Source organism: Campylobacter porcelli, from assembly GCF_002139855.1.
Taxonomy (GTDB): domain Bacteria; phylum Campylobacterota; class Campylobacteria; order Campylobacterales; family Campylobacteraceae; genus Campylobacter; species Campylobacter porcelli.
Genome location: NZ_CP018789.1, coordinates 725,930 through 749,235, shown reverse-complemented (window position 1 = coordinate 749,235; position 23,306 = coordinate 725,930). Strand labels below are relative to the sequence as shown.

Below are 23,306 nucleotides of genomic sequence, written 5' to 3'. Positions count from 1 at the left end.
TCAAATTCCTTTTATTTTTTGTTTACTACACTCACTACAAACGCCATAAAGTTGCATTATATGACCTGTAAGCTTAAAGCCATTATCTTTAGCAATTGCTAATTGTCGTTTTTCTATTACTTGATCTTCAAATTCAACTATCACACCACACTGTCTGCAAATCATATGATCATGATGCGGTTTATTGGCTAGTTCAAATTTTTTCCCTTGAGCCCCAAAGCTAATAGATGTTACCATACCTGATTCTTCAAGTAAATTCAAGCTCCTATATACAGTTGCTATACCCACATTTAAATCAGGATAACGCTCCTTAATATGCAAATATAGTTGCTCTGGAGTAAAGTGTTCGCTATTATTATATAGCGTTTGTAAAAGCACCTCACGCTGCTTAGTATATTTTAGTCCATTATCTCGCAACACACGCTTAAAACGCTCTAATAAAGCATCATACTCAATATTTTCTATCATTATTCCACCTTAGTTGAATTTTGTTCCATTGTCTCATTACTATCTAAAATTTCAGGCACGACTATTTCGCCATTTTCTAAGCTATTTTGGACGCTGCTTATATCCATAGCCATTATAAACTCCCCAGCAGTCAAAAGAACTGGATAGACCTTACTATCTTTGAAATATGGAGAAATTTTTTGGTTTAAAACTGAAATTCTAGATACAATCGCAACCAAAATAGCAAAAACTAAAAATATCTTAGCAGCCCCTACGAAAAATCCAAGCAATCTATCTACAAATCCAAGTCCGCTCATCTTTAACATTTTAGATAGCAAATTTCCAAGCAATAAACATACAAACCAAAATATTAATAAAGTAAGCAAAAACCCAAAGAAAAACTCCGCCGAATCACTAAGCTCATATAGATAAAGGCTGATTTGCTCCCCTACTAAACTAGCATTTCTACTAGCTACGATCACACCGCCGATAATGCCAATTAGCCCAAATACCTCTTTAATAAGGCCATTTATAACACCCTTAATCCCTAAAATCACTACAACGGCGATAACAATAATATCAAACCAAGTAATAAAATCCATCAACTTTGCTCCATTAAATTTAAATTTTTAGTATTAAAACGCATTGCAACCTCTTTTGTAATTATATTCTCATTTAGTGCTTTTTGAATTTCATTAGCCATCACTCTCATACCGCTTTGAGCACTACCAATTTGCATTTGAGATAGTATTTGATGAGTTTTGCCATCTCTTATTAAATTTGAAATTGCGATATTATTTAGCATAATCTCAAAAAGCGCAATCCTACCACCTCCAATTTTTGGTAGTAAATTTTGCGATATTACAGCTATCAAAGATGAAGCCAAAGAGCTTCTAATGTATGATTGATCGCTAAGGCTAAAGCTATCTACAATCCTATCTATGGAGCTTGGGGCTGAGTTTGTATGCAAGGTTGCAAAGACCAAATGACCAGTTTGAGCCGCTTCAATCGTCATCGCCATAGTCTCTTTATCTCTCATCTCGCCGACTAAAATAACATCTGGATCTTGTCTTAGGGCATATTTTAATGCTTTTGAAAATGAGCTAGTATCACTTCCTACATTTCTATGGGAAAATAGAGAATTTTTACTTGTATGAATAAATTCCACAGGGTCTTCAATAGTGATAATATGCCTATTTTGTGTCTGATTTATCTCATTTAAAATTGCTGCTAGAGTTGTGCTTTTACCACTTCCAGTAGCACCTGTAACTAGTATCAATCCTTTTTGCTTTTTTGCAAGCTCAAATAGCAAATTAGGCGCACAAATATCATCTAATGTAGGCGTTTTAAATGGTATTATACGAAAAGCAGCACAAAGCTCCCCGTTCATTGTATAATAGTAATTAGCACGAAATCTACCAGCCCTATTAAGATCTACTATAAAATCAAGCTCTTTAGCAGATTTTAGCTCCATTTTTTGCTCTTGGCTAAGCAGTGGCAAGCAGATCTCTTCTACATCTTTTGGCGTTAAGGCCACACTTCCAGTAGATATAAGCTCACCATCAACTCTAATCTTTGGCACACTTCTAGCCACTAAGTGTAGATCGCTAGCCTTCCTATCTATAACTAAATCAAGAAAGGTTCTTATACTCATACTCTACTCAATAATCTTTGGCACTTCAAAGCTTCTGCCATGCTTTTTTGGGGCATTTTGTAATATTATATCTATAACATCGCTCTTTACTGGCTCATCATCACGAAGTAAAGTTCCACCACTTATAGTGCTTACAGCAGCCTCTACACCATCTAAATTTAACTCATTTAAAACATCTACAAAATCTACAATTTTGCTAAGTTGGCTTTTAAACTCTTCTCGCTTGTCATCTGGGATTTTTAATGCGCTTAACTTTTCTAATTTTTCAAGCATTTTATCATCAATATGCACGGCTATACTCTCGTAATTTAAAATTTTGGCGCTCATTATATCATAAGTTTTCTTAGATATAAATTATCAATATTGGTAAGTTTTTAATAATTAGCTATTATTTGTTATATTTAAGAAAATTTATGCTAAAATTAGCAAATTTTTATTTTAAGGAACTTACTTTGGCAGTTAAAGAGAATATTGATTATATCAAAAGTGAGATAAGCTCTCAAGAGCAGTTTTTAGAAAGCGCTATAAAAAGCGAAAGATTTTTTAGAAAAAATAAGAGAATTTTAATTGCTATATTTTTGGTTATACTAATCGCAATTATCGCATATGGTGTTTTTAATACTATACAAGTTGAGACAAAAATAGAGGCAAATAAAGCATATAACGCACTAATAAATAATCCTGATGATAATAGCTCAAAAGAGCTTTTAATAGCTAAAAATCCATCTTTATACGCACTATTTGTGATTAAAACCGCAGATGATTTAAATAAAATCAAGCTTATAGATGAAGCATTGGCTTTAGATATTGATCCACTTTTAAAAGAGATTTTACAAAATTTAAAAGGTAATAAATCAGCTAAAATTTTATCAAATTATAACTATCTAATAGATGGATATGAGCTATTAAAAGATGGTAAAATCGACGAAGCAAAAGGCGAATTTGCTAAAATTCCACTAAATTCACAATTACAACCAATAGTTAAAAATTTAGAACACTATCAAGGAAAATAGTATGAATTTAAAAAACTACATTTTATCATCCTTAATTATTTTAACTCTTGCTGGTTGCTATACAAAAAGGGAGTATTATGAGCCTGAGTTTGTATCTAAAAATGTGAGTTTTGATGGCTCATTGAGCTCATCTTTGCAGCAAACTAGTAGATATGGAGCTGTCTTAAAAAATGGCAATATACTACTTAAAAATGGTAATATAATAGAGCTAAATTTAGATAAAAATGATAACTTCTTAGGCGAGTATCAAGGCAAATTATTAATATCTAGTATTGATGGTAATTTTAAGGTGTTAATGGGCGAAGATGAGTATTATACTACCAAATTTAAAACTCGCATAGTATCAGCATCTATAAATGACAACCACCTTGCAGCACTTAGCGTGGATAATACCATCTATCTAATAGATATGATAAGCGACAAGTTGCTACTAGAGTATAATGTCGGCGTAGCATATGCCATTGACGCTAAGATGGCAAATCCAGTATTTTTAAACTCAATTATCGTCTATCCAACATTGGATGGCAAAATTATGATAGTAGATAAATTTAATGGTCGCATATTAAGAGATGCAGTAGTAAGTAGTGAATCATTTTTTAATAATATTATATTCCTTGATCTCCTTGGGGATAAGATGTTTGCAGCCAGTGCTACTAAGCTAATGGCGATCTCTACTCAAGGAGTTAAGCACTATGATGGTCAAATCAAGGATGTCTTGATTTATTCTGGAAAAATTTATCTATTTTTAAAAGATGGAATGGTGGAGATTTTAGATTTAGAACTAAATAAGCTTAGTAGCAAAAACTTCAAATTTGCCATATTCTCAGGCGTTATCCCAAAAGATGATAAGCTATATATAATTGAAAAAACTGGATATATGTTTATCACTGATTTGAATTTAAATAATCTTGAAATTGTAGAGCTTAACTCAGAGATTAGCAAAAAGAGTTTTATGGGCGAAAATGCCTTTTACTATGATGATGAAATATTAGAATTAAAATAATGGATAATAGAATTTGTAATATTTTTAACCAGCATAAAATTCTACTTAAAAATCTACAAACCCTTGATATAAAGGAGTTTAGTAAAAAGCGTAACTATCAACTCTTTTTAGGTGTTGATAGTAGTGGATTTTATAATCTGCTTTTTTTTAGAGAGTCTAAAAGTAGATTTATAAATAAGGAGCTTGAAGAGTTGAAAAAAATAAGTGAGCTTGTAAAGCGTAAATTTGACATTAATATAGTTAAATTTGGCTTATTATATAACTCTGCGATATGCTCGAAAGTTTTAAAATCAAATTTAGATTGGAAATTCTATGATTTTGTGTGATATTGGCAATACTCATGCCACCTTTTTTGATGGTAGGAAGATTTGGAATTTAAATATTGATGAGTTTAATCTTTATGAACCAAAAGAGAAAATATATTATATAAATGTAAATGAAAGAGTAGCTCAAAAAATCCAAGAGCCACTATTTATAGATATTGAGCCATATATTAATCTAAATAGCACTTATATTGGCTTAGGAGTAGATAGAGCCGCAGCTTGCTACGCTATAAATAATGGGCTTATAGTGGATGCTGGAAGTGCCATCACGCTTGATTTAATGGCAAATGGATGCCATATCGGTGGGTTTATCATACCAGGAATTACAACTTCTCTATCTAGCTTAAAGACTATTTCAAAGCGTCTAGATCTACCGCTGAATTCGCAAATAGACCTAGAGTGTTTGCCACAGCACACACAAGACGCTATTAGTTATGGAATAATCAAGCCAATAGTAAACTTAATTAATGAATTCTCCCGTGGAAAATCAATATATCTCACCGGTGGAGATGGTGAGTTTTTATCTAAATACTTTACTCAATCCATATATGATAGAATGCTGATTTTTCGCGGTATGCAAAGAGCCATAAATGAAAATAAGGAGATTTTATGCTAAGTGTAGCACTACCAAAAGGTAGAATTGCTGATCAGACCTTGGAGATTTTCACTCAAATTTTTGGTGATGAGTTTAAATTTGAAGATAGAAAGCTCATTATGCAAAAAGGAGAGTTTAAATTCCTAATGGTTCGCAATCAAGATATCCCGACTTATATAACCGAAGGAGCTGCTGATATAGGCGTAGTAGGTCTTGATGTGCTTGAAGAGCATAGGTGCGATGTGCTTAGACTACTTGATCTTGGACTTGGAAAATGCAGAGTTTGTATCGGGATTAAGGATAATCAAGAGCTAGATTACACCAAACCGGAGCTAAAAATCGCAACTAAAATGCCAAATATCACTAAAAATTATTTTGACCAAAAGGCAGTTGCAGTAAAGATAATCAAGCTATATGGCTCAATTGAGTTAGCTCCGATTGTGGGGCTTAGCGATGCGATAGTAGATATTGTAGAGACTGGCACTACAATGAAGCAAAATGGCCTAAAAGTAGCCCAAGAGATAATGCAAAGTAGCGCTCATCTAATTGCTAATAAAAATAGTTTTATCACTAAACGAGATGAAATTCTCTTGCTTTATCATAAAATCAATAGCATTATCAAAAAGTAATTTTATCATCAATTAAGGTTTTAAATGAGTCCACATATATTCATTCCACTATCTACAATTATATTTTTTGGTATGAATTTATATAGTTATTGGTGGTTTAAAAATAGTTTAATATCTAAATTTAAATGGCTTTTAAGACTGATTTTTACTCTTATATTTCTATTTGAGGTTGCATATTTCATCGCCATTAAAAGCTCTCCGCTTCCGCCACTAATCTATCAAGTATCCATAATTTGCATAGGTATAAGCTTTATGCTATTTTGCACCATTTTGCCATTTAATTTAGCACTACTTTTTATAAAAAAGCTTAAAAAAAATAGTCAAAAAATAGCTAAATTTATCATTGATATATGTGTGATTTTTGGCTTTTGTTTGTATATTATAATTGGCGCTTATAATGCAAATTTTAACACCATAATCACTGAATATAATGTAAAAATTCAAAATCTCAAATCCCCATTAAATCTAGCAGTAATCAGCGATGTGCATATAGGTGAGTTTTTTCAAAAAGAGTATATGGCTAGTATAGTTGATAAAATAAATTTATTAAATCCAGATGCCTTATTTATCGTGGGCGATTTGGTAGATTTAAGTAGTGATGAATTGGGCGATTTTTTAGATCCTTTAAAAGATGTTAAAAGCAAATTTGGCACCTTTATGGTCGTTGGTAATCATGAGTATTATCACGGAATTGATGGATTGATTAGTAAATTTAAAGAGCTTGGAATTAGAGTTTTAGAAAATGAAAGTGTAGAAATGGGAGGCGTGAATTTAGCAGGTGTATATGATATTACCGGCTTTAAAATGGATAAATTTAAGCCCGATTTTAATCAAACTTTCAAAAGTGTAAATTCAAATTTGCCTACAATCTTACTAGCCCATCAGCCTAGATCTTTAAAATATCTTAATAAAGATGTGGATTTAGCTATTTCAGGTCACACTCATGGCGGACAAATTTTTCCATTTTCACTCTTAGTATGGATAAATCAAAAATATATCTATGGACTATATAAAATCAATGAAAATATGCAACTACTAGTAAGCAGCGGTGCTGGACTATGGGGACCGCCATTTAGAGTTGGAACAAATAGTGAAATTGTATATTTAAAGCTGGGAGATTAATATGGATTATAATAAATTTTCAAACTATTTTGGCTTGGTCGCACACTATAAATTTCCAAAATGGCTTCAAAATGCTATAAATAGCTGGTATGTTAAAAAATTTAAAATAGATATGAGTGAGTTTAATCCAATTAATAGCTATGATAGTTTAAATGCTCTTTTTACTAGAAAATTACAAGCTCCAAGACCACTTGGCGATGGCTTTGTCTCGCCAAGCGATGGGCTTTGCCTTGAGTGTGCTAAGGGGAATAATCTAAAAGCTTATAGCATAAAATCCAAAGAGTATAAAATAGATGAACTACTAGGCAAATCACTTGAAGATAGTGAGCTTGATGGCGAATTTGACTATCTAAACATATATTTATCTCCAAGAGATTATCACCACTATCACGCCCCTTGCGATATGGATATTTTGAGTTTAAATTACACTCCTGGAACGCTATTTAGCGTAGCAAAAAGCGCTCTTTTAAAGCATGATAATCTCTATGCGTTAAATGAGAGAGTCGTGCTAAAAGCAAGGCTAAAAAATGGCAAATTAATCTGGATGGTCTTTGTAGGTGCTTTAAATGTGGGTAAAATGAAATTTGACTTTGAACCACGCATTCAAACCAACTCAAATCTAACCAAAGCTTTATATAAATATGATAATTTAAGCTTAAAAAAAGGCGAACATATAGGTAATTTTGATCTAGGCTCAACCATAGTTATAATCACTCAAAATAACGCCATCAACTACACAATCAAAAAAGATATGATACTCAAACAAGCTCAAAGCATAGCTAATATATGCTAATTCTTAGCCTTTAATTTAACTGCTAGAGCTTGTAGATTTTTTATTCTATTTTCATGGCTTGGATGCGTGCTTAAAAACTCCAATCCACCATCGCCTGAGTGCTCTTGCATCTTCTTCCATAGTGAAACCGCACCATCTGGATTAAATCCAGCCATATAAGCAAGCTCAAGCCCTATCTCATCACTCTCATTCTCATGCGAACGGCTAAATGGCAGCGAAATTCCCACATTTGCAGCTAAATTTGCAACCCCTAAAATAGTATTATCAACCCCAAAAATCGAAGCTACATTTATTAATCCACTCTTTATCATCTCTTGGCTTTGCTGCTCTCTGACATGCTCTCTTAAGGCGTGAGCAATCTCGTGAGATAGGATGAATGCTAGCTCATCATCATTTAAATTTAATTTCTCTACAATTGCGGTATATACGGCGATTTTACCACCAGCCATACACCAAGCATTGATAGTATCGCTTGTAATTACATTTACCTCCCAATTCCACTTTGAGCTATCTTGTCTAAAATATAAAGTTTTAGCAATTAATCTATTTGATATATTATTTACTCTTTGTGTTAATTTTGGGTCTTTATTTAGCGTATTTGTCGCCCTTGCTTTATCAATTATCTGAGTATAAGCCTTAGCAGAAGCCTCATTTATCTCCTCGCTTGATATAAGCATTAACTGACCCCTATTAACTTCAGAGTGGCCTACATTTGTGGTATTTTGCATACAACCAACAAAAAATATAAGAGCAAATATCAATATAAATTTTTTCATATTTTTCCTTAAAATTTATGTTAGTAATTCTACCCAAATTTATCTAGTAAAATCCTAAATTTGCTAGAATTTAAGATTTATTTGGCTATAATCACGCATTTTATAGAAATTCAAAAGGTTAAAAATGAGTAAATGGAATAAAGATAGTTGGAGAGATTATAATATTTTACAACAACCGGTGTATCCAGATATTACCAAGCTTAGAGAGTGCGAAGATAAGCTTAGCAAACTCCCACCACTTGTATTTGCAGGTGAGGTTAGAAATCTCAAAGATGAGCTAGCTAAGGTCACTCAAGGCCATGGCTTTTTACTTCAAGGTGGAGATTGCGCTGAGAGCTTTGCTAACTTTAATGCAGTAAATATCCGTGATATGTTTAAGATTATATTACAAATGGCAATTGTCCTTACCTTCGCTGGTGGCTGTCCTGTAGTCAAGGTCGGTCGTGTGGCTGGTCAATTTGCTAAGCCTAGAAGTAGCGATTTTGAAGAGATAAATGGGGTTAAGCTCCCTAGCTATAGAGGCGATATCATAAATGGATTTGAATTTAATGAATCAGCTAGAGTCCCAGATCCTAAAAGAATGATAGATGCCTACTATCAAAGCGCATCTACGCTAAATCTTCTAAGGGCATTTTCAAGAGGCGGATTGGCTAATTTACACGAAGTTCATAGATGGAATTTAGGATTTGTAAAGCGAAGTGAATTAGATGAAAAATTTGAAAAACTCGCTTCCGAGCTTACAAATGCTCTTAAATTTATGGAGGCTTGTGGGGTTACAACTTCTAATACTCCAACCCTAAGCGAAACTAAGCTATACACTTCTCACGAAGCACTATTACTACCATATGAAGAGGCACTTACAAGGGTTGATAGCTTAAGTGGAGATTGGTATGATTGCTCTGCTCATATGCTTTGGATAGGTGAGAGAACTAGAGGTATTAATGACGCTCATGTCCATTTCTTAAGCGGAGTTAAAAATCCAATTGGGTGTAAAATCGGCCCAAATGCCACAGCTGATGATGTGATAAAATTAGCCAACAAACTAAACCAAAATAACGAAAATGGTCGCCTAAATATCATAATTAGAATGGGTGCTGATAAGATAGAGAGCTACCTACCAAATATCTTAAAAAATGTTAAATCTGAAGGATTAAATATCCTATGGAGTATCGATCCAATGCATGGTAACACAGTAAAAGCCTCTAATGGATATAAAACTCGTGAATTTGATAATGTTTTAAAAGAAGTTAAAAGCTTTTTTGATATTCATAATGCTTGTGGCACTATAGCTGGTGGGGTGCATTTAGAGATGACAGGACAAGATGTTACAGAGTGTACTGGTGGTGCATTTAAGGTTACTCAAGAGGCTCTTGCTAGTCGCTATGAAACCCAGTGCGATCCAAGATTAAATGCCGATCAAGCCCTAGAGCTTGCTTTCTTAATCGCAGATGAAGTGAAAAAATCTCGCTCTTAAGCTATGGTATTTTAGCCATAGCTTTTAGAATATATTAAATTCAAAATAAATATAAGCATATTTTTGGTATAATCCATATCTATTTTTACATAAGGTGATAGTATGGATTATCTACAAATCAAAGGTGGAAAAAATTTAGAAGGCAAAGTGGTAATAAGTGGCGCTAAAAACGCAGCCTTACCTATAATTGCTATGTCAATTCTAGCCAAAAATAGAGTAACAATCCAAAACGCACCACAAGTAGCTGATATAAAAACTTTGATAAAACTACTACAAAATTTAGGCGCTAAGGCTGAATTTACAAACTCAACCCTACAAATAGATACAATGGCTATAAACTCCACAAAAGCCACATATGATATTGTCCGCACTATGCGTGCTTCTATATTGGTGCTTGGCCCACTCCTTGCTAGATTTGGCCATTGTGAGGTTTCACTCCCTGGTGGGTGCGCCATTGGGGCTAGACCAATTGATTTGCATTTAAGCGCATTAGAGAAAATGGGGGCAAAGATAGAGATAAAAGATGGATATGTGATAGCTAGTGCAAATGATGGATTAAAGGGTGCTAATATCGTTTTTGATAAAATCACAGTTACTGGCACTGAAAATATCATAATGGCAGCAGCTCTAGCAAATGGCGTAACTAAGATATTTAACGCAGCCAAGGAGCCTGAAGTAGTCCAACTATGCGAAATTTTAAATCAAAATGGAGTTAGAATTGATGGTATTGGCACAAGCGAATTAACCATATATGGCACAAATAGAACGCTTATAAATTTAGATGAGATTAGAGTAATTCCAGATAGGATTGAAGCTGGAACATATATGTGTGCTGTAGCAATCACTGGTGGAAAGGTTATAATAGAAAATATAAATCCAGATCACCTAGTAGCCATCACTTCAAAGCTTTATGATATGGGGGTTAAATTTGAGTTTAATCCTAACTCAATAAAAGTAATTAGCGATGGCAATTTAAAACCATGTAATATAATCACTACTGAATTTCCAGGCTTCCCAACAGATATGCAAGCGCAATTTATGGCTCTTGCTTGTGTGGCTGATGGAGTATCTAGCATTGATGAGAGACTTTTTGAAAATCGCTTTATGCACGCTAGTGAGCTATCTCGCATGGGAGCTGATATAAAGCTAAATGGTCATATAGCCACTATCACAGGCACAAAGCTAAATGGGGCTGATGTGATGGCAACTGACTTAAGAGCTAGCTCGGCACTTATCATTGCTGCTTTAAGAGCTAAGGGGACGACAAGAATTCACCGAATTTACCATCTAGATAGAGGGTATGAAAATTTAGAATCCAAGCTTACTGCCATTGGAGCTGATATAAAAAGACTTAGTGAGTAGATTATGAGAGTTGATGAGATATTTGAATTAGCTAAAGATTTGGAGCCACTAAATAGGAGCGAAATTTTACCCATTAGCCAAGCTACTGGAAAAATCCTAGCTAGTGATATTATAGCTAGTAGAAGCTTACCAGCATTTGATAACTCTGCTTTAGATGGATATGCTTTTGCTTACGCTGACATAGATAGTCCTCTTAAAATTAAAGGAGTGATTTTAGCTGGAGATAAAAATAGCTATGAAATTAGTAAAAATGAGTGCTATAAGATTATGACCGGTGCGGCATTTCCTAAAGGCTCTGATAGCGTTGTAATGATAGAAAATGAGTCTTTTGATGAGAGTGGAAATTTAATAGTGCCACCAGATACACCTAAAAATAATGCTAGAAAAATCAAAGGCGAAGAGATAGAGGCTGGAGAGCTTTTACTAGCTAAAGGCTCAAGGCTCACCCCAGCTAACATTATGCTCCTAGCAGCTCAGGGAATTAGCTATATTAATACTTTTAAAAATCCTAGAATTGCTGTTTTTAGTAGTGGAAATGAGATAAATGAGCCTTGGAGCGAGTGCGATAAACTATCTATATATAACGCAAATAGCTTTGGTATCATATCAGCATTAAGCCAAAATGGGTTTAAAAGTGAGTATAAAGGGATTTTAAAAGATGAAATTTCATATATAAAAGAGGCTATTAATAGCTGCAGCGATTATGATATTATCATCACAAGCGGTGGGGCTAGTAAAGGAGAGGCTGATTATATGAGTGAAGTATTAAACTCGCTTGATTTTAAGCCATTATTTAGCTCTATTGATGCTCGTCCAGCCAAACCAACAAAATGCTATAAAAATGGTAATAAGCTTATTTTTGTTTTGCCTGGCAATCCTATGTCGTGCTTACTAGCTACATATATCACCGTTATACCATTTGTTAAAAGAGTTGCTAATTGGAGTGATTATCTACCTAAAACGCAGATTGTGAAATTTAAAGGTAGCTTAAAATTCAAAGCTAGTAGAGCAAATATTGTAATTGGTACAGCAAATAACGGCGAATTTAGAGCTACAAATGATAATATCTATAGTCCTTCGATGATAAGACCAATATCGTTATCAAATTCTATATATATCTCCAATATCGGTCAAAGTGAAATTTGCGATAATCAAGAGATAAAAATTTATAAAATATCTTGACAAGTGGGTAAAAATATGATATTATTCCACCCTAATTTACAAAAATGCGGGAATAGCTCAGGGGTAGAGCACAACCTTGCCAAGGTTGGGGTCGCGAGTTCGAATCTCGTTTCCCGCTCCATATTTTTGCTTCTTATATTTTTTATTCCACTTTTTAGCGATACCTTAGTTGATAGACTTCACAAAACCATAAAAGATGAGTATCCCTCTATAAATATCAGCTCTATAAATATAGATAAGCCAAATGATTTACCAAATAATTTTAATGAATTTATACTAAAAGAGATTATTTTACTTAATCTGCGTGATGATAGCGGGGCATTTCGAGCGATATACATAACGCCAAATAAGAGTAATAAAAGTATATTTTTTAACTTTAAAATTGATTTTAAACTTCAAGTATTAATCGCTAAAAGGGATATAGATAGAGATCATATCTTAAATTTAGGCGATTATGAGCAAAAATTTGTAAATTTAAAAGATTATGATAAACAAGCTTTAACTAGCATTCCCAAATATCAGCTCATAACTAAAAGCAAGATAAAGCGTGGTAAAATTTTAACAAACCGCCACTTCAAAACCCTAAGCGATATAAGAAAAGGCGATAAAATCACAGCTATGATCAATGATGGTGCTTTAAAAGTTGAGATTATAGTAACAGCTCTTAGCGATGGCAATATAGGACAGATTATCAGCGTAAGAAATCAAAATAATCAAATTTTAAAAGCACAAGTAATAAATAAAAATCAAGCTATAATCAAGTAGAGGTAAGAATGAAATCATGTATATATCCAGGGACTTTTGATCCTATTACAAATGGGCATCTTGATGTTATTAAGCGTGCTAGTAATGTATTTGATAAGGTTATTGTAGCAGTTGCTTTAAATGAGAGCAAAACCCCATATTTTAACTACAATCAAAGAGTTGAATTAGCCAAGATCGCTACAAAAGATCTATCTAGCGTAGAGGTTGTAGGATTTGACAATCTCTTAGTTGATTTTGCTAAATCGCTTAATATCAACACGGTTGTAAGGGGATTAAGAGCCGTAAGTGACTTTGAATATGAGCTACAAATTGGCTATGCTAATGCCTCTTTGTGGAACGAATTTGAGACAGTGTATTTTATGCCAAGTCTTAAAAATGCCTTCATATCAAGCTCCATTGTTAGATCTGTTTTAAGTCATAAAGGGGATATTAGCTTACTTGTGCCAAAAGAGGTTTATCAAAAAATAAAGGATGAGTATGTTAGTTAGTTTTGAAGGGGTCGATGGAGCGGGTAAAACAACGCAGATTAATATGCTAAAAGAGATCTATCCAAATGCCATAATCACTAAAGAGCCAGGTGGGACAGAGCTTGGAGCGATGATTAGATCGTATCTTATGAGCAATGCAAGTAAAATATCTCAAAGAGCTGAAATACTACTATTTTTAGCAGATCGTGCTGAACACTATGAGAAGATTATAAAACCAAATTATAAAAATTTAATCTTAAGTGATAGAAGCTTTATCTCAGGTCTTGCATACGCTATGGCAAATGATGATAATCTAGATATTAAAACCCTAATTGAGCTAAATAAATTTGCCCTTTGCTCGGACTTTGGGGATAAATTTATCTTTTTAAAAGCAAATAAAGAATTAATCCACCAAAGACTCTTTAATAGAGATTGTAGCGATGAGATTGAGAGTCGTGGGATTGAGTATTTAATGAGAGTTCAAGAATTTATGAGTATAATACTCACCGATTTAAAATTTGAAGTATTAGAGATAGACGCATCACTAGCACCAGAGATTATACAAGATAAAATAAGGAAATTTATATGATAACTGCTCTTCGTGGTATGAAAGATCTGCTTGAAAATGATGGCAAGCTATATAAATTTATAATACAAACCTGTGAAAGTGTAGTCAAAAACTACGGCTATAAATTTTGCGAGACCCCAAAGCTAGAAGAGACAACACTATTTAAAAGAAGCGTAGGACAAAGTAGTGATATTGTCGGTAAGGAGATGTATCAATTCATTGATAAAAGTGGTAATGATGTCTGCCTTCGCCCTGAAGGCACAGCTGGGGTGGTAAGAGCCTTTATAGAGAGTAAATTTGATAGAGTTGGTGGGATTAGAAAGTATTTTTATTATGGTAGTATGTTTAGGTATGAGCGTCCTCAGCGTGGGCGTTTGAGGGAATTTCACCAATTTGGCGTAGAGTGCTTTGGCGAAGCTAGCGTTTATGAAGATGCCTCAGCGATCTTAATGCTAAATGAAATTTTAAATAATCTAGGGATTAAAACAACTCTTAAAATCAACTCTTTAGGCGATGGCGAGTGCATGCCAACTTATAAAGATAAGTTGGTTAAATTTATAAATATAAACAAAGAAAATCTATGTCAGGACTGCCTAAGAAGGCTAGAGACTAATCCTATTAGAATACTTGATTGTAAAAATGATAGTTGTCAAAATATCCTAAAAAACGCGCCATTAATCACAGATAATCTAAATCAAATTTGCCAAGATGAGTTTAATAAACTTCAAGAGATTTTAAGAGCAAATGGGGTTGAGTTTGAGATTGACCCTAAGCTAGTTAGAGGTTTGGATTACTACTGCAAAAGTGCTTTTGAATTTGTAAGTGCTGAGATTGGCTCTCAAAGTGCTGTAGCAGGTGGTGGGCGATATGATAAACTTTGTGAGTATCTAGGTGGCAAACCTACTGCAGCAGTGGGCTGGGCTATGGGAATTGAGAGAATTATGGAAATTTTAAAGCAAAAAGAGCCACAAAATAGCCGTCAAGGGATTTATATATGTGCTTTAAATCCAAATTTAATAGATGAAATCTACAAAATCGCTCAAAAGCTAAGAAAGCACCATATAACAGAGATTTCATATGAAGCCAAAAGCCCAAATAAGCACCTAAATATAGCCGATAAAAGAGGGTTTGAGATATTTTTGTGTCTTGGCGATGATGAGTTTAGCCAAAATCAAATTTGGTATAAAAACCTAAATGATAAGAGTGAAAAACGAATATCTATAGATGATTTAGGGAGCAAAATATGACAAATGACTATGGACTTAGCCTTTGGGGTGATTCAAATTTTATAATTGATAGCGGTAAGGTCTGTCTAAATAGCGACTTAAAACCAGCATTAATCGATATAGTAAAAGAGATTAGAAATGATGGCTATAGAGGGCCTTTACTCCTTAGATTTCCACATCTTATAAAAAAGCAAATTGTCCAAGTCTATTCTAGTTTTGAAAGAGCCAAAAAGGAGTTTGGATATAGTGGAAGTTTTAATGCTGTATATCCACTAAAAGTCAATCAATATCCAGGCTTTGTAGAAAATTTAGTTAAAATCGGCCAGAGTTATGGCTATGGCTTAGAGGCTGGTTCAAAGGCTGAATTGCTCCTAGCTATGGCGTATAATAACTATGGTGCGCCAATTACCGTAAATGGATTTAAGGATAATGAGCTAATCGATATTGGCTTTATCGCTGCTGAAATGGGGCATAATATCACTCTTACAATTGAGGGATTAAATGAGCTAAAATCGATAATCTCCACTGCCAAAGAGAGATTTAAGCCAAAGCCAAATATCGGACTTAGAATTAGACTTCATAGTAGTGGGACTGGAGTTTGGGCTAAAAGCGGTGGGATAAATTCCAAATTTGGATTAACATCAACTGAGCTAATTGAAGCAGTAAATTTACTAAAAGAGAATAACCTAATAGAACAATTTACAATGATTCACTTCCATATTGGAAGTCAAATTGATGAAATTCACCCACTTAAAAAAGCTCTTATAGAAGCTGGAAACATATACGCAGAACTTCGTAAAATGGGAGCAAAATCCCTAAAAGCTATAAATTTAGGTGGCGGTTTGGCTATAGAGTATTCGCAATTTAAGGAAAATCCAAGTAGAAATTACACTCTAAAAGAGTATGCAAATGATGTTGTATTCTTACTAAAAACTATAGCAAATCAAAAAAATGAGATTGAACCTGATATATTTATAGAAAGCGGTAGATATATTGCTGCTTCTCACGCTGTCTTGGTAGCTCCAGTGCTTGAGCTATTTAGCCAAGAATATACAGAAGAAAAATTGATATTAAAAAAAAATAATCCCCCTTTAATTAGCGAATTATATGACTTATATAGGAGTATAAAACCAAGCAACGCTATAGAGTATCTTCATGATGCAATAGATCATATGGAGAGCGTTTTAACCCTATTTGACTTAGGTTATGTAGATCTTCAAGATAGATCAAATAGCGAAATTTTAGTCCATCTAATCATGAAAAAAGCGATCTCGCTTTTAGGTAATAAGCAAAATTACGCTGAGCTTTTAAAAATTCAAGAAGAGGTCCAAGAGAGATATCTAGTGAATTTTTCTATGTTTCAAAGCCTGCCTGACTTTTGGGGTCTTGGGCAAAACTTCCCTATAATGCCTCTTGATAGACTTGATGAGCGCCCTACTTTGTCTGCTTCTATTTGGGATATTACTTGCGATAGTGATGGTGAAATCAGCTTTGATGCGACTAAAAATCCTCTATTTTTACATGATGTGGATTTAGAAAAAGAGGATTATTTCTTAGGATTTTTCCTTGTTGGAGCGTATCAAGAGGTGCTTGGAATGAAGCATAATCTCTTTACCCATCCGACTGAAGCTACAATTATCCTTAATGAAAATGGCAATTATGAGATAAAAAATATCTTAGAATCACAATCTGTTATAGATATATTAGAAGATTTAGATTATGATATACACTCCATTAGAGATACTTTAAATGAAAGGATAGAAAACTCAACCTTAGTAGATGAGAAACAAAAAAAACATATCCTAGGTGAGTTATATCTATTTTTAAACGATAATGGCTATTTAAAAACTATAGGCTAAGAATGGGAATTTTAAAAACAATAATAGAAGATCTATCACAACCAAAATCTCAAGATCCAGCATATCGTAGTTGCGTAGATCTGATATTTAACTATCCTGGTGTATGGGCTGTGATCAATCATAGATTTATCCATGCTTTATGGGTTAAAAAATGGCATAAATTAGCTAGAATACTAGCTGGTATTAGCAACTTTCTAACTAGAGTTGATCTACATCCTGCAGCTGTGGTTGGCAGACGCGTTTTTATCGATCATGCAACTGGAGTTGTAATCGGAGAAACAGCAGTAATTGGCGATGATTGCTTAATATATCAAGGTGTAACTCTAGGTGGTGTAAGCTTAGATAAAGGCAAAAGGCACCCTACTTTAGAAGATGGAGTTGTAGTTGGTGCTGGGGCAAAAATTTTAGGAAATATAACTATTGGTAAAGGCTCTAAGATAGGTGCTAATTCAGTAGTGGTAAAAGATGTCCCACCTAACTCTACAGCCGTTGGAATTCCAGCTAAATGTGTTAGTGGCAACACTCGCCCATTAGAGCACAACAAACTACCTGATATTACAAAAGAGTTGCTAATATATCTAATAAAAAGGGTGGAAAATCTCGAATCTTGCGGCGATTCTAAAATAGTATTAGACAAAAAATATCAAGAGTATATAAAATCAATCAAGGAGTAAAAAATGTTACTATCTCAAAGAATTTCTGTCCTAAGCGAAAGTATCACAATAGCAATTAGCTCAAAAGCCAAAGAGATGAAAGCAGCTGGGCTTGATGTCATTAGCTTTAGTGCTGGTGAGCCTGATTTTGATACACCTGAAGTTATCAAAAATGCGGTAAAATCAGCATTAGATAAGGGTTGTGGTAAATACACTCCAGTTCCTGGCACACCTGAGGTATTAGAGGCTATTGCTACAAAACTAAAAAGAGATAATAATCTAGATTATAAACCAAGCCAAATAATCACAAATGTGGGTGCTAAACACTCTTTATTTAACCTATTTTCTTGTATTATAAACCACGGCGATGAAGTTATTATCCCATCTCCATACTGGGTAAGCTATCCTGAAATTGTCAAATATTGCGGTGGAGTTCCAGTTATCATAGAAACTAGTGAAGATAATAAATTTAAATTAACTGCTAATCAGATAAAATCAGCCATAACCTCAAAAACTAGAGCAATTGTCATAAATAGCCCAAGCAACCCATGTGGTGGCGTATATAGTAAAGCTGAGCTTGAGGAGATTAGCGAAGTGTTAAAAGGGAGCCAAATCCTAGTAATAAGTGATGAAATTTATGAAAAATTAACCTACAATGGCGAATTCATCGCCTCAGCGTCAATTAGCGATGATATGTTTAAAAGGACAATTACCATAAATGGACTTAGCAAGTGTGGCGCAATGCCAGGCTGGAGATTTGGCTATATGGCAAGTAGCATTGATGAGCTAAATAAAGCCCTTAGAAAGCTCCAAAGCCAAAGTACGAGCAATATCTCAAGTATCGTTCAAGCTGGTGCTATCCCAGCACTTTTAGGAAAAGCTGATAATGATATAAAGTATATGAAAAGTAAATTTATAGAGCGTAGAGATTACGCAGTAAGTGCTATAAATAGCATAGAAAATCTAAGCGTAGTCTGCCCTGATGGCGCATTTTATCTATTTATCAATTGTAAAAATGTCGAGCCTAACTCAATGAAATTTTGCCAAGAATTATTAGAAAAAGCCTTAGTAGCCACTGTGCCTGGAGTGGGATTTGGTATGGATGGATACTTTAGACTTAGCTTTGCGTGTGATATAGATAGCTTAAAAATCGGTATTGAGCGCATTGCTGAATTTGTCAAAAATTATAAAAAATAAGCTATAGGAGTGCCATAAAGCACTCTTATTCAAACTAAATTCACAATCTTTAGCTATAATCCTAAGCTTATAAATAATAAAAGTATTAAAATGGGAAAAGATTTAGCAAAAAATAAAAAAGCATTTCATGATTATACCATCATTGAGAGCTTTGAAGCTGGTATAGTGTTACAAGGTAGCGAGGTTAAGGCACTTCGTGCTGGTAGAGCGAATTTAAAAGATAGCTTTGTGCGAATAATTCGTGGTGAGCTGTTTTTATTAAATGCTCACATCAGTCATCTCCAAACCGCTCACTCACACTTTCGCCCTGATGAGAGAGCGCCTAGAAAGCTACTTATGCACCGCAAACAAATCGATAAGCTCCTTGGTAAAGTCAGCACCGATGGCCTTACTATCGTGGTTTTAAGTCTATATTTAAATAATAAAAATATAGTAAAAGCTAATATAGCTTTAGCCAAAGGTAAAAATCTCCACGACAAAAGAGAAGCATTGAAAGAAAAACAAGCAAATTTAGAAGCTAGAGCAGCCCTAAAAAGATACATATAAAGGAAAAATATGAAAAATATTAAATTTATAACCCTATTTCTAACGGCGTTTTTGCTACTTAATGGGTGTAGTAAAGATGAATCAAATACTCAAACAAGCCAATCAGAGCAGTATAAAACCGCAGATGAGATAGAGCTAACTAGCATAATTGGCACTAAAGCCACGCTAATACGCACAGAAAATGGATTTAAGCTCAAAGATAGCGATAAAATTCTAATGCTTGATATATTTGGTACATACTGCGCCCCATGTCAAAAAGAAGCCCCACACCTTATGGATTTTCAGCTTAAGAATGCAGATAAATTTATGTTAATTGGGCTAATTCACTTTGAAGATGTAAGCGATGAGTATGTGCTAGAGAACTTTAGCAAAAAATATAACGCCTATTATTTCATAGCAAATTCAAAAGAGAATAGCAAAATTGTAGATCAAATTCTAAATGATATTAACTACAATAGAGCCCTTTCTATCCCTTTTAAAGTGGTTTTAAAAGATGGAATATACCAAAGTCTAAGTGATAATATAGATGGCACAGTAGTTGGGAATAAATTCTACCTAGGAGAGGTTAGCACCAACACAATTAGCCAAGATATAGATAAGATTTTAAATGCAAACTAAAAGAACGCTTAATACTAAAACCAAGCTAAAAGAGTTTAAACCAACTCTTTTTAAGGTGATTTTATTAAACGATGACGTTACCACTATGGATTTTGTAGTTATGGTGCTTTGCGAAATTTTCAATAAAGAGCTAAGCCAAGCTGTAAATTTAATGATGCAAATTCATAAAAACGGAAGTGCGGTCTGTGGAATTTACACCAAAGAGATCGCACAAACCAAACAAAATCAAACGCTAAGCCTTGCTAAAGCAAATGGCTTTCCGCTAAAATGCGTTATAAAAGAGGATTAATGATAGAACAAAATTTAGCAATGTCAATAAAACAAGCCAATGACCTAGCCATATCTCAATCTCATGAGTATATTAGCTCAGAGCATATCTTATACACATTGACATTTGATAAGGAATTTATAAAACTTTTAGAAAATATCGGTATAAGCGATGTAGTAGCACTTAGAAATGATCTAATAAATATGCTAAAAGATACGCCAAAATCTAATGAGAAAAAGCCGCCGATACTCACTCATAAACTTAGCGAACTATTTTCTAATATCACTGAAGAAGAGAGATTTGGAGTAGAGGAATTTTTAGATGAAATTTTAGCTGATAAAAACTCCCAAATATATCAATTATTTGAATTTCACGGATTAAATTTAGAAGACAATGATCTACTATCTGTAGCCACAAATTTAAATGAATTAGTAAAAAATAATCAAATAGACCCAGTAATAAATAGAGATAAAGAGATTGATAAAGCACTACAAATCCTATGTCGCCATAAGAAAAATAACCCAATTTTTGTAGGCGAAGCAGGAGTTGGTAAAACCGCTATAGTCCAAGGAATAGCTCAAAGAATAGTAGATGGTAATGTCCCAGCTAAATTAAAAGATAGTGTGATTTTTAGCTTAGATATATTTGCTATTTTAGCTGGAGCCAAATATAGGGGTGAATTTGAAGAGAGATTAAAAGAGATAATAAACCGCCTAAAAGAGAATAAAAATCACATAATTTTTATAGATGAAATTCACACAATACTAAACACAGGTAGCAATGACAATGGTCAAGACGCTGCAAATATCCTAAAGCCGCATCTAGCAAATGGGGATATTAGGTGTATTGGTGCGACTACTTATAGTGAGTTTAGGAATTTTAATAAAGATAGAGCCCTACTTCGCCGTTTTAATAAAATTGATGTAGCCGAACCAAGCAAAGAAGAGACTTTAGAAATTTTAAAAGGCTTAAGGCCAACTTATGAGAAATTCCATAGCGTAAAGTATAGTGATGAAATTCTAACTCAAAGTATAGAGATGGCTAAACGATATTTAAGTGATAAATTCCTGCCAGATAGTGCTATAGATATAATCGATGAGGCTGGAGCCGCTACAAATATCGAGCATAAAAAAAGCGTAACAAAAGCTAAAATAAATGAGATTGTCTCTAAAATGGCAAATCTATCTAATATCCAAACAAACTCTGATAACACTCAAATTTTAAAAAATTTAACCACCACGCTAAGCCAAAAAATATTTGGTCAAGACCTAGCTATAAAGAGCCTAAATGATGCTTTAATCACATCATACGCAGGGCTAAATGAGCCAAATAGACCTATTGGGGTATTTTTATTTACAGGAAGTAGCGGAGTTGGTAAAACTGAGTTAGCAAAAGAGTTAGCAAATGCTTTAAATATCCATTTTGAGCGATTTGATATGAGCGAATATATGGAGAAACACGCCGTAGCTAAGCTCATTGGGGCACCTCCTGGATATATAGGATTTGAAAATGGCGGTATGCTTACAAATATGGTAAAAAAGCACCCATATAGCGTGATTTTATTTGATGAGATTGAGAAGGCTCACCCTGAGCTATTAAATATATTTTTACAAATTTTTGATAACGCAACTCTAAGCGATGCGAGCGGAAATAAGAGTGATTTTAAAAACACAATTATTATAATGAGCTCAAATTTAGGCACCAAAGAAGCACCGATTATGGGCTTTAATAAAAGTGATAGCGATAAAACTGATAGAGCTGTGAAGGGATTTTTTACCGCTGAGTTTAGAAACAGAATTGATAAGATTATAAATTTCAACTCTTTAAGCCACGAAGTGCTTGAAAAAATAGTCCAAAAAGAGATAAAAGAGCTAGAAATATCAGCTAAAAAAGTTAAAATTTCCCTAAGCAAAAAAGCTATAAATGAGCTTATAAATCTAGGCTATAGTAGCGAATTTGGCGCTAGAAATCTCAAACGCACCATTAAGGATAATATAAATCTCAAGCTATCAAAAGAGCTTCTTTTTGGTGATTTAAAAAATGGCGGCGATGTTAGCATTGATTTTGATAATGGTGAGTTTAAATTTAGTAAAAATAGCCTATGAAATCCATCTTTCCAGATCCATCTAAAGCACCAAAAGATACGCCACTAGCTTATGGTGGCGATCTAAGTAGCGAAATTTTAATTGATGCTTATACGCATGGTATATTCCCTTGGCCTTGTGATGGAGCGATATTTTGGCATAGCCCCGATCCTCGTGCGATATTCTACCCGCAAAATGTTAAAATTCAAAAGAGTTTAAGAGCGTTTTTAAGGGATTATAGAGTTAAATTTGATTATAATTTTGCAAATTTTATAAATTTTTGCAAAATACAAAGAGAGCTTAAAGAGCCAACTTGGATAGACCAAAATGTCGTAGATAGCTATATTAAAATGCACGATCTTGGCTATGCTCACAGCGTGGAGATCTATTATAAAGATGAGCTTATTGGTGGGCTTTATGGGTTGATATTTGGTAAGGTTTTTTGCGGTGAGAGCATGATAAGCAAGGGCAAAAATGCCTCTAAAGTTGCCTTGGTAACTCTAGCTAAAGCTTTATCAAAGTATGATTTTATCATTGATGCACAGGTTATGAATCCTCATCTTGAGTTTTTAGGAGCAAAGAATATATCTAGAGATGAGTTTTTGGCTATTTTAAATATTAAGTCAAATCAACCTAGTGGATTTGAGAAATTTAGTGATTTAGAGCCAAATTTGGAATAAAT

The 23,306-nt window shown here is 33.9% G+C and carries 27 protein-coding genes and 1 tRNA gene; 23 read left to right on the top strand and 5 right to left on the bottom strand.

Going from position 1 to position 23,306, the window contains the following annotated elements:
- The 4 genes from CSUIS_RS03795 to gatC are packed head-to-tail and all read right to left on the bottom strand — an operon-like array spanning nt 1 to nt 2,392.
- A complete protein-coding gene (locus CSUIS_RS03795; RefSeq protein WP_236860800.1) occupies nt 1-471 on the bottom strand; it encodes a Fur family transcriptional regulator in 471 nt (156 codons plus the stop codon).
- Nucleotides 468-1,049, bottom strand: a complete 582-nt coding sequence (locus CSUIS_RS03790; RefSeq protein ID WP_086297206.1) for a CvpA family protein — start codon at nt 1,047-1,049, stop codon at nt 468-470. The genes CSUIS_RS03795 and CSUIS_RS03790 overlap by 4 nt, the downstream gene beginning before the upstream one ends.
- A complete protein-coding gene (locus CSUIS_RS03785; protein ID WP_086292565.1) occupies nt 1,049-2,101 on the bottom strand; it encodes a type IV pilus twitching motility protein PilT in 1,053 nt (350 codons plus the stop codon). The genes CSUIS_RS03790 and CSUIS_RS03785 overlap by 1 nt, the downstream gene beginning before the upstream one ends.
- Nucleotides 2,102-2,104: 3 nt before the next feature.
- Nucleotides 2,105-2,392 carry an Asp-tRNA(Asn)/Glu-tRNA(Gln) amidotransferase subunit GatC gene (gatC, locus tag CSUIS_RS03780; RefSeq protein WP_086298570.1) on the bottom strand — a complete coding sequence of 96 codons (288 nt, stop codon included), beginning with the start codon at nt 2,390-2,392 and terminating at the stop codon, nt 2,105-2,107.
- A gap of 161 nt (nt 2,393-2,553) precedes the next feature.
- On the opposite strand from gatC, the gene CSUIS_RS03775 reads away from it, so the two are divergent.
- The 7 genes from CSUIS_RS03775 to CSUIS_RS03745 are packed head-to-tail and all read left to right on the top strand — an operon-like array spanning nt 2,554 to nt 7,579.
- On the top strand, nt 2,554-3,114 hold the full coding sequence (locus CSUIS_RS03775; protein WP_086236946.1) for a YfgM family protein: 561 nt from the start codon (nt 2,554-2,556) through the stop codon (nt 3,112-3,114).
- 1 nt (nt 3,115) lies between these two features.
- Nucleotides 3,116-4,117 (top strand): L-seryl-tRNA selenium transferase, encoded by a 1,002-nt coding sequence (locus CSUIS_RS03770; RefSeq protein WP_086297204.1) that lies wholly within the window; start codon nt 3,116-3,118, stop codon nt 4,115-4,117.
- The gene (locus tag CSUIS_RS03765; protein WP_086292560.1) at nt 4,117-4,443 is read left to right on the top strand and encodes a hypothetical protein; all 327 of its coding nucleotides are present in this window, start codon (nt 4,117-4,119) and stop codon (nt 4,441-4,443) included. Before CSUIS_RS03770 ends, CSUIS_RS03765 begins: the two co-directional genes overlap by 1 nt.
- Nucleotides 4,430-5,056, top strand: coding sequence for a type III pantothenate kinase (locus tag CSUIS_RS03760; RefSeq protein WP_086297202.1), 627 nt, complete (start codon nt 4,430-4,432; stop codon nt 5,054-5,056). The genes CSUIS_RS03765 and CSUIS_RS03760 overlap by 14 nt, the downstream gene beginning before the upstream one ends.
- Nucleotides 5,050-5,664: an ATP phosphoribosyltransferase gene (hisG, locus tag CSUIS_RS03755; protein ID WP_086236789.1), complete on the top strand. Its 615-nt coding sequence runs from the start codon at nt 5,050-5,052 to the stop codon at nt 5,662-5,664. The genes CSUIS_RS03760 and hisG overlap by 7 nt, the downstream gene beginning before the upstream one ends.
- A 24-nt stretch (nt 5,665-5,688) precedes the next feature.
- A complete protein-coding gene (locus CSUIS_RS03750; RefSeq protein ID WP_086297200.1) occupies nt 5,689-6,786 on the top strand; it encodes a metallophosphoesterase in 1,098 nt (365 codons plus the stop codon).
- 1 nt (nt 6,787) lies between these two features.
- Complete coding sequence (locus CSUIS_RS03745) at nt 6,788-7,579, top strand: phosphatidylserine decarboxylase (RefSeq protein ID WP_086297199.1); 792 nt, start codon at nt 6,788-6,790, stop codon at nt 7,577-7,579.
- Here CSUIS_RS03745 and CSUIS_RS03740 read toward each other — a convergent pair.
- Nucleotides 7,576-8,355 carry a M48 family metallopeptidase gene (locus CSUIS_RS03740; protein WP_086297197.1) on the bottom strand — a complete coding sequence of 260 codons (780 nt, stop codon included), beginning with the start codon at nt 8,353-8,355 and terminating at the stop codon, nt 7,576-7,578. The genes CSUIS_RS03745 and CSUIS_RS03740 overlap by 4 nt on opposite strands.
- A gap of 124 nt (nt 8,356-8,479) precedes the next feature.
- On the opposite strand from CSUIS_RS03740, the gene CSUIS_RS03735 reads away from it, so the two are divergent.
- The 16 genes from CSUIS_RS03735 to aat all read left to right on the top strand — a co-directional run bounded on the left by CSUIS_RS03735 (nt 8,480) and on the right by aat (nt 23,304).
- Nucleotides 8,480-9,829, top strand: coding sequence for a class II 3-deoxy-7-phosphoheptulonate synthase (locus CSUIS_RS03735; RefSeq protein WP_086297195.1), 1,350 nt, complete (start codon nt 8,480-8,482; stop codon nt 9,827-9,829).
- Nucleotides 9,830-9,931: 102 nt separating this feature from the next.
- Entirely contained in the window at nt 9,932-11,191 is a 1,260-nt protein-coding gene (gene murA / locus CSUIS_RS03730; RefSeq protein WP_086236794.1) for a UDP-N-acetylglucosamine 1-carboxyvinyltransferase, read from the top strand.
- Between the two features lie 3 nt (nt 11,192-11,194).
- Nucleotides 11,195-12,373 carry a molybdopterin molybdotransferase MoeA gene (locus tag CSUIS_RS03725; protein WP_086297193.1) on the top strand — a complete coding sequence of 393 codons (1,179 nt, stop codon included), beginning with the start codon at nt 11,195-11,197 and terminating at the stop codon, nt 12,371-12,373.
- Nucleotides 12,374-12,419: 46 nt separating this feature from the next.
- Nucleotides 12,420-12,494, top strand: a tRNA-Gly gene (locus tag CSUIS_RS03720).
- A 5-nt stretch (nt 12,495-12,499) separates the two neighbouring features.
- Nucleotides 12,500-13,138, top strand: coding sequence for a flagellar basal body P-ring formation chaperone FlgA (gene flgA, locus CSUIS_RS03715; protein ID WP_192940217.1), 639 nt, complete (start codon nt 12,500-12,502; stop codon nt 13,136-13,138).
- A gap of 8 nt (nt 13,139-13,146) precedes the next feature.
- Entirely contained in the window at nt 13,147-13,626 is a 480-nt protein-coding gene (gene coaD / locus CSUIS_RS03710) for a pantetheine-phosphate adenylyltransferase (RefSeq protein WP_086297189.1), read from the top strand.
- Complete coding sequence (tmk, locus tag CSUIS_RS03705; RefSeq protein WP_086297187.1) at nt 13,616-14,194, top strand: dTMP kinase; 579 nt, start codon at nt 13,616-13,618, stop codon at nt 14,192-14,194. Before coaD ends, tmk begins: the two co-directional genes overlap by 11 nt.
- A complete protein-coding gene (gene hisS / locus CSUIS_RS03700) occupies nt 14,191-15,420 on the top strand; it encodes a histidine--tRNA ligase (protein ID WP_086297185.1) in 1,230 nt (409 codons plus the stop codon). Before tmk ends, hisS begins: the two co-directional genes overlap by 4 nt.
- Nucleotides 15,417-17,258, top strand: coding sequence for a biosynthetic arginine decarboxylase (speA, locus tag CSUIS_RS03695; protein WP_086297183.1), 1,842 nt, complete (start codon nt 15,417-15,419; stop codon nt 17,256-17,258). The genes hisS and speA overlap by 4 nt, the downstream gene beginning before the upstream one ends.
- 2 nt (nt 17,259-17,260) lie before the next feature.
- A complete protein-coding gene (cysE, locus tag CSUIS_RS03690) occupies nt 17,261-17,932 on the top strand; it encodes a serine O-acetyltransferase (RefSeq protein WP_086297181.1) in 672 nt (223 codons plus the stop codon).
- A 3-nt stretch (nt 17,933-17,935) separates the two neighbouring features.
- Entirely contained in the window at nt 17,936-19,108 is a 1,173-nt protein-coding gene (locus CSUIS_RS03685) for a pyridoxal phosphate-dependent aminotransferase (RefSeq protein WP_086236802.1), read from the top strand.
- Between the two features lie 90 nt (nt 19,109-19,198).
- The gene (gene smpB, locus CSUIS_RS03680) at nt 19,199-19,654 is read left to right on the top strand and encodes an SsrA-binding protein SmpB (RefSeq protein ID WP_086236803.1); all 456 of its coding nucleotides are present in this window, start codon (nt 19,199-19,201) and stop codon (nt 19,652-19,654) included.
- A gap of 9 nt (nt 19,655-19,663) precedes the next feature.
- A complete protein-coding gene (locus CSUIS_RS03675; protein WP_086236804.1) occupies nt 19,664-20,272 on the top strand; it encodes a thioredoxin domain-containing protein in 609 nt (202 codons plus the stop codon).
- Nucleotides 20,262-20,561: an ATP-dependent Clp protease adaptor ClpS gene (locus CSUIS_RS03670; RefSeq protein ID WP_086236805.1), complete on the top strand. Its 300-nt coding sequence runs from the start codon at nt 20,262-20,264 to the stop codon at nt 20,559-20,561. Before CSUIS_RS03675 ends, CSUIS_RS03670 begins: the two co-directional genes overlap by 11 nt.
- Nucleotides 20,561-22,645, top strand: a complete 2,085-nt coding sequence (locus CSUIS_RS03665) for an AAA family ATPase (protein WP_086297178.1) — start codon at nt 20,561-20,563, stop codon at nt 22,643-22,645. Before CSUIS_RS03670 ends, CSUIS_RS03665 begins: the two co-directional genes overlap by 1 nt.
- Entirely contained in the window at nt 22,642-23,304 is a 663-nt protein-coding gene (aat, locus tag CSUIS_RS03660; RefSeq protein WP_086297176.1) for a leucyl/phenylalanyl-tRNA--protein transferase, read from the top strand. The genes CSUIS_RS03665 and aat overlap by 4 nt, the downstream gene beginning before the upstream one ends.
- Nucleotides 23,305-23,306: the final 2 nt, after the last annotated feature.